This is a genomic window from Pseudomonas sp. NC02 (genome assembly GCF_002874965.1).
GTDB lineage: Bacteria > Pseudomonadota > Gammaproteobacteria > Pseudomonadales > Pseudomonadaceae > Aquipseudomonas.
Genome location: NZ_CP025624.1, coordinates 1,634,704 through 1,647,108, shown reverse-complemented (window position 1 = coordinate 1,647,108; position 12,405 = coordinate 1,634,704). Strand labels below are relative to the sequence as shown.

General features: G+C 61.0%; 15 protein-coding genes. 7 read left to right on the top strand and 8 right to left on the bottom strand.

Going from position 1 to position 12,405, the window contains the following annotated elements; all coding sequences use genetic code 11:
* Positions 1-96: 96 nt before the first annotated feature.
* From C0058_RS07720 to C0058_RS07710, 3 genes are read right to left on the bottom strand one after another with little or no spacing between them, the layout of a single operon-like run.
* Positions 97-639 (bottom strand): DUF2937 family protein, encoded by a 543-nt coding sequence (locus C0058_RS07720; protein WP_003210684.1) that lies wholly within the window; start codon positions 637-639, stop codon positions 97-99.
* A gap of 11 nt (positions 640-650) precedes the next feature.
* Positions 651-1,427 (bottom strand): class II glutamine amidotransferase, encoded by a 777-nt coding sequence (locus C0058_RS07715; protein WP_102368325.1) that lies wholly within the window; start codon positions 1,425-1,427, stop codon positions 651-653.
* A gap of 30 nt (positions 1,428-1,457) precedes the next feature.
* Positions 1,458-2,006 (bottom strand): MFS transporter, encoded by a 549-nt coding sequence (locus C0058_RS07710; RefSeq protein WP_102368324.1) that lies wholly within the window; start codon positions 2,004-2,006, stop codon positions 1,458-1,460.
* A gap of 21 nt (positions 2,007-2,027) precedes the next feature.
* Between C0058_RS07710 and C0058_RS07705 the strand changes: the two genes are divergently transcribed.
* Both C0058_RS07705 and C0058_RS07700 read left to right on the top strand, forming a co-directional pair.
* Positions 2,028-4,082 (top strand): S9 family peptidase, encoded by a 2,055-nt coding sequence (locus C0058_RS07705; RefSeq protein ID WP_008437939.1) that lies wholly within the window; start codon positions 2,028-2,030, stop codon positions 4,080-4,082.
* Positions 4,083-4,164: 82 nt separating this feature from the next.
* Positions 4,165-4,638, top strand: coding sequence for a cyclic nucleotide-binding domain-containing protein (locus C0058_RS07700; protein WP_003210680.1), 474 nt, complete (start codon positions 4,165-4,167; stop codon positions 4,636-4,638).
* Here the strand turns inward: C0058_RS07700 and C0058_RS07695 are convergent.
* On the bottom strand, positions 4,635-4,922 hold the full coding sequence (locus tag C0058_RS07695; RefSeq protein ID WP_003210679.1) for a hypothetical protein: 288 nt from the start codon (positions 4,920-4,922) through the stop codon (positions 4,635-4,637). The two genes, C0058_RS07700 and C0058_RS07695, sit on opposite strands and share 4 nt — an antisense overlap.
* 78 nt (positions 4,923-5,000) lie before the next feature.
* On the opposite strand from C0058_RS07695, the gene C0058_RS07690 reads away from it, so the two are divergent.
* On the top strand, positions 5,001-5,687 hold the full coding sequence (locus C0058_RS07690; protein ID WP_102368323.1) for a spermidine synthase: 687 nt from the start codon (positions 5,001-5,003) through the stop codon (positions 5,685-5,687).
* Positions 5,688-5,721: 34 nt separating this feature from the next.
* Here C0058_RS07690 and rarD read toward each other — a convergent pair whose 3' ends face one another.
* Positions 5,722-6,606: an EamA family transporter RarD gene (gene rarD / locus C0058_RS07685; protein ID WP_023659097.1), complete on the bottom strand. Its 885-nt coding sequence runs from the start codon at positions 6,604-6,606 to the stop codon at positions 5,722-5,724.
* A gap of 573 nt (positions 6,607-7,179) precedes the next feature.
* Positions 7,180-8,094: a ParB/Srx family N-terminal domain-containing protein gene (locus C0058_RS07680; RefSeq protein ID WP_102368322.1), complete on the bottom strand. Its 915-nt coding sequence runs from the start codon at positions 8,092-8,094 to the stop codon at positions 7,180-7,182.
* A gap of 148 nt (positions 8,095-8,242) precedes the next feature.
* Here C0058_RS07680 and C0058_RS07675 point away from each other — a divergent pair, with 148 nt between their 5' ends.
* The 3 genes from C0058_RS07675 to C0058_RS07660 all read left to right on the top strand — a co-directional run bounded on the left by C0058_RS07675 (position 8,243) and on the right by C0058_RS07660 (position 9,776).
* Positions 8,243-8,617: a YajD family HNH nuclease gene (locus C0058_RS07675; RefSeq protein ID WP_003210675.1), complete on the top strand. Its 375-nt coding sequence runs from the start codon at positions 8,243-8,245 to the stop codon at positions 8,615-8,617.
* A gap of 271 nt (positions 8,618-8,888) precedes the next feature.
* On the top strand, positions 8,889-9,356 hold the full coding sequence (locus C0058_RS07665) for an RNA methyltransferase (RefSeq protein ID WP_003210674.1): 468 nt from the start codon (positions 8,889-8,891) through the stop codon (positions 9,354-9,356).
* A gap of 69 nt (positions 9,357-9,425) precedes the next feature.
* The gene (locus C0058_RS07660) at positions 9,426-9,776 is read left to right on the top strand and encodes a DUF2892 domain-containing protein (RefSeq protein ID WP_003210673.1); all 351 of its coding nucleotides are present in this window, start codon (positions 9,426-9,428) and stop codon (positions 9,774-9,776) included.
* Between the two features lie 106 nt (positions 9,777-9,882).
* Here the strand turns inward: C0058_RS07660 and C0058_RS07655 are convergent, their stop codons facing one another.
* Both C0058_RS07655 and C0058_RS07650 read right to left on the bottom strand, forming a co-directional pair.
* On the bottom strand, positions 9,883-11,121 hold the full coding sequence (locus C0058_RS07655; protein ID WP_102368321.1) for a hypothetical protein: 1,239 nt from the start codon (positions 11,119-11,121) through the stop codon (positions 9,883-9,885).
* A gap of 12 nt (positions 11,122-11,133) precedes the next feature.
* A complete protein-coding gene (locus C0058_RS07650) occupies positions 11,134-11,583 on the bottom strand; it encodes a YcgN family cysteine cluster protein (protein WP_102368320.1) in 450 nt (149 codons plus the stop codon).
* 153 nt (positions 11,584-11,736) lie between these two features.
* On the opposite strand from C0058_RS07650, the gene C0058_RS07645 reads away from it, so the two are divergent.
* Positions 11,737-12,336: a nitroreductase family protein gene (locus tag C0058_RS07645; protein ID WP_102368319.1), complete on the top strand. Its 600-nt coding sequence runs from the start codon at positions 11,737-11,739 to the stop codon at positions 12,334-12,336.
* Positions 12,337-12,405: the final 69 nt, after the last annotated feature.

Here is a 12,405-nt window from a genome sequence, read left to right as displayed (position 1 = left end):
GCTTGCGCGCGAATGCGGTGTGCCAGCCACCCCATATGTCACTGACGCACCGCATTCGCGAGCAAGCCCGCTCCCACAATTTGACCGCGTCAGCCTTTAAAGCCCCTTGAGGTCCCGCTCTTCAATCGGTCGGCTCTGGCGCAGGCGCTTGCCGCCCAACACCACCCAGTCGATCAGGCGGAACAGGCACTCGATGCCGAACGACAACAACATCGCCCCGCCCAGGCCCCAGCCCATGGCTTCCGGGGTCAGCAACAGCATGTAGCTGTAGCCGTTCCAGGTTTCCTGGCGAATCGCCGGGTCGGCGGCCACCGCCACTTGCAGCGCGCGGATGTACCACGGGCCCTGCATCGCCTGGAACTGCTTATCCAGCGCTACCTGGCGGTCGAGCAAGGTGCCCAGGCTGTTGGCATCGCTGCGAAACACCGGGTCGTCACTGGCACGGTAATGGGCCACCAGCGCCTGCAAGTCACCGTTGAAGAACTGTTGCGCCGTGGCATCGAAGCCGCGCAAGCCGGTCTGGGCTTCGATCAAGTGGGCTTCGACGCGCTTGGCGTAGTCGCTGATAAACCCCGGCACCTGCACACCGACCAACAGACCCACGGCAAACAACACCAGTCGCAAATAGCTGAGCAACATATTCGACGTCCTTATTCCGTTTTACCTTGGCTGACACATTCGCCGCGTCGCCACAGGCTCCACTGGCCCGGTTCGTAGCGGGTCCAGGTCTCGTTTTCGGTCAGGGGTTCGGTGGCAATTACCGTCACCACGTCATTGGGGGTGGTTTCGGCCTGAAAATCGACGATCACGTCGACATCTTTCAACCGTGCAGGGCCAAATGGCGCACGCCGGGTGATCTGTGCCAGTTTGGTCGAGCAATAGCAGAACAGCCAGTCACCGTCGCTGAGCAGGCAGTTGAACACGCCCTTGCTGCGGTATTCGCTGCAGGCGGCGATCAGGTCCGGCAGCACCTGTTCGATGTCCACCGGTTCCGGGAACGCTTCACGGATACGGTTGAGCAAATCGCAGAACGCCGCTTCGCTATCGGTATCGCCCACCGGGCGGTAGAACGTGGCGCGGGGGTTGAAGTCCGCCAGTTGACCGTTATGGGCAAAGCACCAGTTGCGGCCCCACAGCTCACGGACGAACGGATGGGTATTGGACAGGCACACCTTGCCCACATTGGCCTGGCGGATATGGCCAATCACCACTTCACTCTTGATGGGATAACGCTGCACCAGCAGCGCGACTTCCGATTCGCTGCTGGCCGCCGGGTCCTGGAACAACCGCAGGCCACGGCCCTCGTAGAAGGCGATGCCCCAACCGTCGCGGTGGGGCCCGGTACGTCCGCCGCGCTGCATCAGCCCGGTGAAGCTGAAGACGATATCGGTCGGTACGTTGGCACTCATGCCCAATAATTCACACATGCCAGGCTTCTCGATACAGGGCGTACAACGTTAAAGGCGCGGTTCGACCCGCATACCGCTGACAGGTGCCGGGCGACCGTAACGCCCATCGGCGAAGGGTTCGTCGTCATCCTCCGGCTCGGCAGCAGCGGCTGCCGCAGCGGCGGCCTTCTGCTCACGACGAACCCTGGCGGCACGCTCGATGGGCCAGCGGATCAGCACGAACACCAGGTACACGCCGAACGCGATCATGCAATACATGAACAGATCGGAAATCGCCCGCCAGGCGTTGTTGCCGACCTTGAGCACCAGGTCCAGGGCGGTGATGGCCACGGCCGGGGCGAACTGGGTCTTCACCGGGTCGACGATGGTCGGGCTGAACAGCAGCACCGCCACCAGCAACCGCAGCGGCTCGCGCAGCCAGCGCCACATCCAGCGGGTCATGGCAAACCACACCAACAGGCAACCCAGGGCTGCGAAGGCGTAGAGGCCCCAAGCGATCAGATAGTCGTTCTCGGTCATGGTGTCCATGGCAAGGTAGGCAAACAGGCCGCTATGATAACGGCTTTTCAGTGCCGAGGCTGCAATGCCGTCGGCCAACCGCCAGACAGAGAGTGATCCATGCCCCCATCGACCCACATCACTGCCGCCCCGATCGCCCGCAAGGCCCCAGGCACCGACCCGTATGCCTGGCTGCAAGCGCGTGACAGCGCCGAGGTGCTCGATTACCTCAAGGCGGAAAATGCCTGGCAAGAAGCACAATTGTCCGACCAGCAGGCGCTGCGCGAGACCCTGTTCGAGGAGATCAAGGGCCGCATTCTCGAAACCGACCTGTCCCTGCCCTCGCCCTGGGGCCCGTACCTGTATTACACCCGCACCACCGCCGGCGACGAATACGCCCGCCACTACCGCTGCCCGCGCCCGGCGGACGACAGCCAACAGGTCGACGAAAGCGCGGAAGAGCTGCTGCTGGATCCGAACGTACTGGCCAATGGCGGCTTTTTCTCCCTCGGCGCCTTCAGCATCAGCCCGGACCACCAGCGCCTGGCCTACAGCCTGGATACCAGCGGCGAAGAGATCTACACCCTCTACGTGAAGGAATTGGCCACCGGCAAGGTCAGCGAACTGGAGTTTGAAGACTGCGATGGCAGCATGACCTGGGCCAACGACAGCCTGACCCTGTTCTTCACCGAACTGGACGACACCCATCGCCCGCACAAGCTGTATCGCTATCGCCTGGACGGCACTGCCGCCGAAGAAGTGTTCCACGAGCCTGACGGACGTTTCTTCCTGCACTGCTACCGCTCCAGCTCCGAGCGTCAGTTGCTGCTGGCCCTGGGCAGCAAGACCACCAGCGAGATCTGGGCCCTGGACGCCGAAAAGCCGCAGCAGGCGTTTACCTGCATGGCGCCACGGGTCGAAGGCCATGAATATGACGTCGACCACGGCAAGCTGGACGACCAGTGGACCTGGTTTATCCGCAGCAACCGTGACGGCATCAACTTTGCGCTGTTCCAGGCGGCCGACACCGGCAGTGTGCCGACCCAGGACGACTGGCTGAACCTGATCCCCCACGACGACGCGGTAATGCTCGATGGCGTAAGCCTCAATGCCCGGGCCATGACCCTGAGCCTGCGGATCGGCGGCCTGCCGATCATCGAAGTGCACCCACAGGGGCAAGCCGCTTATCGCGTGGAGTTACCGGACGCGGCCTACAGCCTCTATGTGCAAAACAGCCTGGAATTTGCCAGCGACAAGATCCGCCTGCGCTATGAGGCGCTGAACCGCCCGGCCCAGGTTCGTCAGCTGGAACTGGCCGGCGGCGCACAACAAGTGCTCAAGGAAACCCCGGTGCTGGGCGTGTTCAACGCCGACGACTACGTCAGCCAACGCCTGTGGGCAACGTCGGCCGATGGCACTCAGGTGCCGATCAGTCTTGTCGTCCGACGCGACCAGTTGGGTAAGCCGACGCCCCTGTATCTGTACGGCTACGGCGCCTACGGCCACAGCCTCGACCCGTGGTTCTCCCACGCCCGCCTGAGCCTGCTGGACCGTGGCGTGGCCTTCGCCATTGCCCATGTACGCGGCGGCGGCGAACTGGGTGAGGCCTGGTATCGCGGCGGCAAGCAGGAGCACAAGCAAAACACCTTCAGCGACTTTATCGCGTGCGCCGAACACTTGATCGCCCAGGGCCTGACCACCTCCAAGCAACTGGCCATCAGCGGCGGCAGCGCCGGTGGCCTGTTGATCGGCGCGGTGCTCAATCAACGCCCGGAGCTGTTCCAGGCGGCGATTGCCGAAGTGCCGTTCGTCGATGTGCTCAACACCATGCTCGACCCCGAGTTGCCGCTGACCATCACCGAGTACGACGAATGGGGCAACCCGCAGGAGCCCGAGGTGTATGAGCGGATCAAGGCGTACGCACCGTACGAAAACGTCAGCGCCCAGGCCTATCCGGCCACGCTGGTGATCGCCGGCTACAACGACAGCCGCGTGCAGTATTGGGAAGCGGCGAAGTGGGTGGCCAAGCTGCGCGACACCAGGACCGACGACAACCTGTTGCTGCTCAAGACCGAGCTGGGCGCCGGCCACGGCGGCATGAGTGGTCGTTACCAGGGATTACGTGACGTAGCACTCGAATATGCATTTGTTTTCAAGGCGCTGGGGCTGATTTAAGGAACTCCGCCTGGCGGGCCGGTCTGAACACTTGACCGCCGGGCGCGCCCTGCACGATTTATGGACAAAGACTGTAAGCCTCATGCCAGAACCGACCTTACTCAATAACGAAATCCGCGACATGCTGATGGATTGCGGCCTGTTCGACCCGTTGCTGCCGGAAGACTTCCACGTAGCGGCGGGCTATTTCAACATCAGCAGCATCGCCCGCGATGAGGTGATTTTCCTCGAGGGCGACGCGGGCACCTTCATGTGCATCATTCACTCAGGCCAGGTGGCGGTGCAGAAGACCAACCATGCAGGCCAGCGCCTGACTATCGCCACCTTGCGCAGCGGACGGACCTTTGGCGAGATGGCTGTGCTGGACGGCGAGCGCCGCTCCGCCAGCTGTGTGGCGGCCAGCGATTGCGTGCTATTGAACCTGGGCAAGGATTCCCTGGAAAAGATGCTCAACGATGCACCGAAAATCGCGGCCAAGATCATTCGTGCGATTGCTATCGCCCTGTCCAGGCGCCTGCGCATGGCGGACGGGCAATTGCTGTCCCAGCAGTTTTAGCCGCCCGGGGTCTTGGGCTTGATGTCGTTTTGCTGCAAGCCGGGGATCGTCTGGTCCTTCGGCGGCGCGGGCAGCACGATCGGCGCCAACAATGGCTCACCGCTGCCGGCCGCCTTTGGCGTTGCCGGTGGCGTGACTTGCGGATAAGGCGTGGGCGTTGCAGTACCCGGTGAACCCGCCGTAGGCGCGGGGGTAATCGGCACGGTTTGCGACTCCTGAGCCTGGGCCACACCGCCAAGGGCGAGCGCGCTCCACACAATGACCGTTAGAATGCTGCACTTCATCGATGGCTCCATGGCCTGACCGTAAAGTCGTAAGGCTACTCCCAACCGCGCAAGAATGCCCTTCCCAATGAGATTTCCATGAAACGTTTCGTTCTGCTGGACACCACCCCGATCCCCGACAACGGCGGTGCCTTGTGCCTGTTCGAGTACGGTGAGGATTTTGTCATCAAGATTCAGGGCGGTGACGGTGGCCAGTTGATGAACACGCGCATGCACGGTTCCGAGGATGCGCTGGCGGATATTCCGTGCCGCAAAGTCGCCGGTCGGCCCGGCTCCAGGGTGTTGATTGGCGGCCTGGGCATGGGTTTTACCCTGGCGGCAGCGCTCAAGCATTTGGGCAAGACTGCCGAAGTGGTGGTTGCCGAGCTGGTGCCCGGCGTGGTCGAGTGGAATCGCGGCCCTCTGGGGGAAAAGTCCGGCCGCCCGCTGCTGGACCCGCGCACCGTGATCCGTCTGGAAGACGTGGCCAAGGTGCTGCAGGCCGAGCCCCAGGGGTTTGACGCAATCATGCTGGACGTCGACAACGGCCCCGAAGGCCTGACGCAAAAAGCCAACAGCTGGCTGTATTCCGCCGGTGGCCTAAGCGCCTGCGCCAAGGCGCTACGGCCCAAGGGCGTGCTGGCGGTATGGTCGGCCAGCGCCGACAAGCAGTTCAGCGACAAACTGCGCAAGGCCGGCTTCAAGGCCGAGGAAGTGCAAGTGTTTGCCCATGGCAACAAGGGCACGCGGCATACCATCTGGATTGCCGAGAAACTCAAGGGCTGAAACAGCCGCCTGAATTCACTGCGCGGGTCGTAGGTCAGATCGACCGGCGCAGTCGATTCAAATGCCTCAAGCCTTCCAGCACCAACACCACCACGGCCAGCCAGATCGGCAGGTAGGTCATCCATTGGCCCGGTTTGAGAGCGTCTCCCAGCATCAGAGACACGGCCACCAGCAGCACCGGTTCCGCGTAACTGAGCAAACCGAACAGGCTGAACGGCAACAGCCGGCTGGCCAGGATGTAGGAATAACCCGCCGCCGCGCTGACCAACCCCATGAGTGGCACCAGCCAATAGAGCGCCGGGCGCTGCGCCAGGGTCTCGTTGATGGGCTCACTACCGAGGACGAACCACAGCGCGACCGGAATCATCAGCATCATGTCCAGCCACAGCCCGCCGAGGTTGTCGGTGCCACAACGCCTGCGCAGCACGAAATACAGCGGATAACCGACGCACACCACCAGGGTGGTCCAGGAGAACCCGCCCGTGCGATACAGCTCGTTGGCCACGCCCACCGCCGCCAGCGCTGCGGCAATTTTTTGCAGATGGGAAAGGCGTTCGCCGTAAACGATGCGCCCGGTGATGACCATGGTCAGCGGTAACAGGAAATAGCCCAGCGACACATCCAGGCCGTGGCCATTGAGGGGCGCCCACATGAAGATCCACAACTGCACACCCACCAGGGCACTGGTGAGCACGACACAGGGCAGCAACGCGGGTTTCTCCCGCAGACGCTTGTAGATCAACGGCACCCACTTCCAATCCCCGGACAGGCACAGCAGCAACGTCATGAAGGGCAAGGAGATGAGCATTCGCCAGCCAAATATCTGCTGGCCATTCAAGGGTTCAAGAAGGGAGGTAAAGAAATACAGCACACCAAACAGGAAGGAAGCGGAAACCGCCAGAACAACGCCTTTAGACACAACAGCCTCTACAAAAAATTGCATGTATTCAATTGAAGCAGGCCGTTGCATTCACGCAGTGTGAATGTCAGTGAGATGAACATCAGAAGTTTATTAACGGGCACCATAAACTTATAACTTGCACAGGACACTTATCCCGAATCATCAAGTTATAACAACAGGGTAACGCGTCGATTTTTTATTATTTGCACGACGATCATCAGACACTTCAACCACCCGACTTCGGTTATTGGAAGCAGTACGCTCTGGATGAGCGCTTCTGATTTGAAACGCCACAACGTCAACCATGGGGGTTGATATCGTGAAAGGAAAGCCCGGCTTGCGGGAAACTGACAGTCGCCAGGAAAGACCTGACGTATTGACTACCTGACGCCACCACAGAACACACTAACGGCAGTAGGCCAAGAGGCGCCACATTAAACAAACTGGCAAAGTTAGTCCAACACTTTATCACCCTGAAGCCAATTAAATGCCCCACGGCATTTAAATCGATATCTGCCGGATCTTTACTGTATATTCAGCCGTTATACGCCCGACAGAAACAGCACAAGGCCGCCCCTGCCGGTTCGTCACTTAGTTACTTCTACTGTCGATAACGTAGGGCACTTTCTTCTTGAACGTATCGTTCAGTTCTTTGCGGTCAAGTGACGTGAAGCCGCCCAACTGCCGGGCGCTGAAGCCGCTGTCTCCTACCGGTGCCTCGGGCGCCAGGCTGACCATGCGCTTGGCTACCGCCTCGATTGCCTTTTCATACCCGCCTTGCTTGTTCAGGATGAACGCGCCGAGGTCAATCTGCGTGCGCAACCACCCTCCCCAGTAAAACTCCAGGAATTCCGGCACCACCTCACCAGAGGTCGGCTTGCCGTAGGACGCCTTGCGGGAGAAGTAAACCAGGCTGCGGAACATATCGTCGCCGAGGTCCTTGAAGCCCAGGTGTGTCGGAATTTGCTCAGGCGTGATGGTCTTGCCCTGGCCGTCCTTGAGCCAGACCTTGCGGCCCTGCTCCATACGTTTCCAGAAAGTCACCAGGTCGGGACTGTCGCTGAAGTTATCGGTGACCCGCACCCACATCTTCAGTTTGGCGCCGGCACCTGGCTGCTCCCACAAGGTACTGAACGAGTGGTGGCCGTCAGTGAGGTACAACTGGCCAGCGGGGCCGACCACCACGGTTTTCATGTCCGCCGGGTGGGCGCCTACCGGGTCTTTGCAGGTGAAGCTGCCCGGCTTATGCAGATCGGCATCTTCAGGCACCTTGTCGACACCGCCCTGGCCGTTGGTTTCACAGTATTCGTCGAACACTTTTTTGGGCGACTCGGCAAATACCCCCAGCTTGTAATGTATCTGATCAAAACCGATGACGGCCTGGGTAGGGTGGAGCTGCTCCAGCGCCACATCGATCACCTCGCCTGGCTGGGGCGTGGAAAACGCCTGGACCTGAACACTGACGGCGCACAACAGCAGCGCCCACAACCATGAATGCATCCGCATGAGTACCGCTCCTTATGAATTCAGTTCGTCGATACTACAAACAATCCCCCTCACCGGCATGACTGCGCCTGAAAAAGCCGGAGGTTTATTAGCCCGCAAGCAGCTAGAATCAACGCTATCCGTGATCCACTAAAAGACAGGAGCCATGATGAGCTCGACCAACCCGCCCTCCCACACCGCCAAGCTGGACCGCATCCTCGCCGATGCCCAGCGCGACCGGGAAATGGGCTACCGCGACAAAGCCCTGAAGATGTACCCCCACGTGTGTGGCCGCTGCGCCCGTGAATTCGCCGGCAAGCGCCTGAGCGAACTGACCGTGCACCACCGCAACCACAACCATGACGACAACCCCCAGGACGGCTCCAACTGGGAGTTGCTGTGCCTGTATTGCCACGACAACGAACACTCGCGTTATACCGACCAGCAGTATTTCGGCGAAGGCTCCACCAGCAGCCCGACGATCGCCAAGGCGACGCACAACCCGTTTGCGGCGTTGGCCGGGTTGATGAAGAAAGACGACTGAAGCGATGTAATGAACGACCTGCTGTGGGAGATGGCTCGCAGTGGGAGAAGGCTTGTTGTGGCGAGGGAGCTTGCTCCCGCTGGGCTGCGTAGCGGCCCCACGTTTTTTGGGAGCGCTTCGCACTCCAGCGGGAGCAAGCTCCCTCGCCACAGCAAGCCCCTTTGCCATAGCAAGCTCCCTTGCCACAGTGTTGCAACACGTGCCGCTCAAACTGACCGCCTTTCGAGCAATCCCCGTATAATCGCGGTTTTTCTCGAAGGCACCCTTTCCCGTGGGCAATAAACGCTACAGCTGCATCGGTCTGTACAACCCCAAATCCCCCGAAAACGTCGGCTCGGTGATGCGCGCCGCCGGCTGCTACGGCGTGGCCTCGGTGTTCTACACCGGCAAGCGCTATGAGCGGGCCCGGGACTTTATTACCGACACCAAGAAGGTCCACCACGACATTCCGCTGATCGGTATCGACGACCTGAAAAAGATCCTGCCCCTGGGCTGCATCCCCGTCGCCGTCGAGCTGGTGGAAGGCGCCCGCCCTCTCCCCGAATACACCCATCCGGACCGTGCGCTGTATATCTTCGGTCCGGAAGACGGCTCCCTCGACAAAGAGATTCGCGACTGGTGTGAAGACGTGATCTACATCCCGACCACCGGTTGCATGAACCTCGCCGCCACCGTCAACGTGGTGCTTTACGACCGTCTGGCCAAGGGCAACAACACCCGTTCGGGCCCCAAATACTGATTTTTTGGGAACATCCGCGGCCTGTGTGCAGTCAGCTGCATATCAATCAGCCCTTATTGGAGACAGATCATGAGCGACAGCAAAACCCTGCGACCCGTTATCCGGTCCACCCCGTTCGAGCCCCAACCCACGCAAAACGTCCAGGGCTGGGAACGCATCGGCTCCCTGGCTGGCGGTGTGGTGATGATGGGCAAAGGCCTGCGCCGTGGCGGCTTTTTCGGTTTGATCCAGGTGGCGATTGGCGGCGTAGCGCTGGCACGCGGGATCAGCGGGCATAGCTCGGCGAAAGAGTTGCTGGAGCGCAGCCGCCAGGAAATGAACAGCGTGCGAACCAAGATCGAACGCGCCGGTGAGGAACTGAAAAACCTCAAGACCAAGGCTGAAGTGGCGGCTGAAAACGCCAGCAAAACTGTGGGTTAACCCCGATCAAAAGTGGGAGCGGGCTTGCTCGTGAAAGCGGAGTGTCAGTCACTGACTGTGTTTCTGATACACCGCTTTCGCGAGCAAGCCCGCTCCCACCTTGGTTTCAGTGCAGCAGTTTGGTATCGAGTACTACCGACGACTCGCCAATAATGCTCTCCCCCAGCTGCACGAATTCCTTTGTGCTGATGCTGTTCAAGCGCATCACCGCCTGGGTCAAATCATCCAGCGAACGCTTGTTGTGGGTTTTCACACGAATCTCGCGGTCCAGCTCCTGCAACAACACCACCGCTCGTGAGACGGTCGCGCTACTGGCGTGCTCGACCCGCAGAGTGGTCACGTCCTTGCCTTCGCTGGCCAGCCGGGCCTGCAGGGCGGCATAACGATCGTCGCTGATCCCCCCTGCGCGGCGCATCAGCTCAATGGCGTAGTACTGCGCCAAGCCCTCGCTGATCCAATCGCTGCCCTGGTGGTCGTTGAAGCGGCCGATAGCCTGCACCACTTCACGGATCAACGGGCTGCTGCCGTTCTCGCTGACCAACGGCGTACGGCTGTTGAGGTAGATCGAGTCCCGCGCCGAATACGCACCGCGGCGCATCGGGTCACTGGCGCCCACCACCAGCAATTTCGCCGGGTGCCGTGGGAATGCCGCTTGCACTTGCGGCCAGACAAACGTCAGCAAGGTCAGCACATCCATGCGATGCATGCCTTGCCCTTTGGGCGACGCCACGGTGATTTCGGTTTCCCCCAGGCGCATCCTGCGACTGCCCAGCGTACCCGCGAGCATCCAGCCGGTGGGCCGGTCAAACAGGCGGGAAACGTTATCGATGCGGAATTTGTTCTTGCCGATGCGCGGCCAGGACGTCTCGACGCTTTTCCAGCCGGCAGGCAGTTCAAACACCAGGCGCGACACCAGTTCAATGCCGTCCTGTTGATCCAGACGTGCAGTGGGCACCAGGTCTTCGCCGCGAAACAGCGCCCAACTCGGGGTCATCCGCGCTTCGTAGACGCCTTTCTTGCGCGCGTGGGTGAGGCGTACACGGTAGGTCAGGCTGGCCTTGTCGGCACTCGGTTGCCACAGGCCGCGGCTGTCACCCGGGGTATTGCCCGGCAACACTTGCCACTGGCCATCGGCCTTGAAGTCGCTGTAGTCGCCGTCGCGGCCCAGGTCAAAGTTGAGGCTGCGCACCGCCGAGCCCTGGGACAGGCTCAGGCGCACTTCGGCCTGATCACTTTGGGGCAACAGCTTGACGTAATAGTCCAGGTCAACTTTCTTCGCTGCCCACGCCGGCGCACTCAATACCAACAACAGCAGGCTCGCCGCCAGCCTGGCTCCAACCGTCATACACACTCCTTCTCAGCCTGCACGAAAAATCAGGTAATCCTCCCAGTCATCCTCGGGCACGCTGCCTTCGCTGAGCATGCGCCCGGACTGGGAAATGCGTTCCTGGTGCACAGCGTCGCGATCGCCGCAGACCAGGTGGTGCCACAGCGGCAAGTTCTTGCGCTCGCTGACCAGCCGGTAACCGCAGGTGGGCGGCAGCCATTTGAACTGGTCGGCCTGGCCCGGAGTGAGCTGGATGCAATCGGGCACCGAGGCGCGACGGTTGGGGTAATCGGTGCACTGGCAGGTTTTCAGGTCCAGCAGTTTGCAGGCGATGCGCGTGTAGTAGACGCTGTTGTCGTCTTCATCCTCGAGCTTTTGCAGGCAGCACAGGCCGCAGCCGTCGCACAACGACTCCCACTCATCCTGGTCGAGTTGTTCGAGGGTTTTGCGGATCCAGAAAGGTTCGACTTTGGCGGCCATGGCTCTACATCAATATCGGTATGTTAAAAGGCCGCCAGTCTAGTGCCCATGGCCCCCGGGGCCAAGCGCTTACGACTGTCGGTAGAACAAGACTTGTCAGCCACCCGGCGGCGAAGTAGTTTTGAACCCCGGTTTTTCATCAGGATCAGCCCAATGAGCAGCAACCCACGCGTCGCCGACTATCCGATCCACCCACAATTCACCGACCGCTGGTCGCCGCGCGCCTTCACCGGCGAAAGCATCCCGGTGGACACCCTGTTGAGCTTCTTCGAAGCCGCGCGCTGGTCACCTTCGGCCTACAACTCGCAGCCATGGCGTTTTCTCTATGCGCGCCGCGACACGCCGAACTGGGAACGTTTCCTGGGCCTGCTGAACGAATTCAACTGTGGCTGGGCACAGCATGCCTCGGCCCTGGTGATCGTCGCGTCGAAGACGACCTTTGCCGTGCCTGGTGCCACCGAAGAAACCCCGGCCCTGTGGCACACCTTTGACACCGGCTCGGCCTGGGGCCACCTGGCGCTGCAAGCCAGCCTCAGCGGCTGGCACACCCACGGCATGGCCGGTTTCGACCAGGAACTGACCCGCAAGGAACTGAAGATTCCTGAAGGTTACGCCCTGCACGCTGCGGTGGCGATTGGCAAGCTCGGCGACAAATCGACCCTGGCCGACTACCTGCAAGCCCGGGAAACCCCGAGCCCGCGTCGTCCATTGAACGAGCTGGTGTCCGAAGGCGACTTCAACCACCAGGACTGAACACGCTCTGGCAGTCGTTGACGGTCACGTCAAAACCCTGCTGCTGCGATCACAGCAGGGTACACCCGC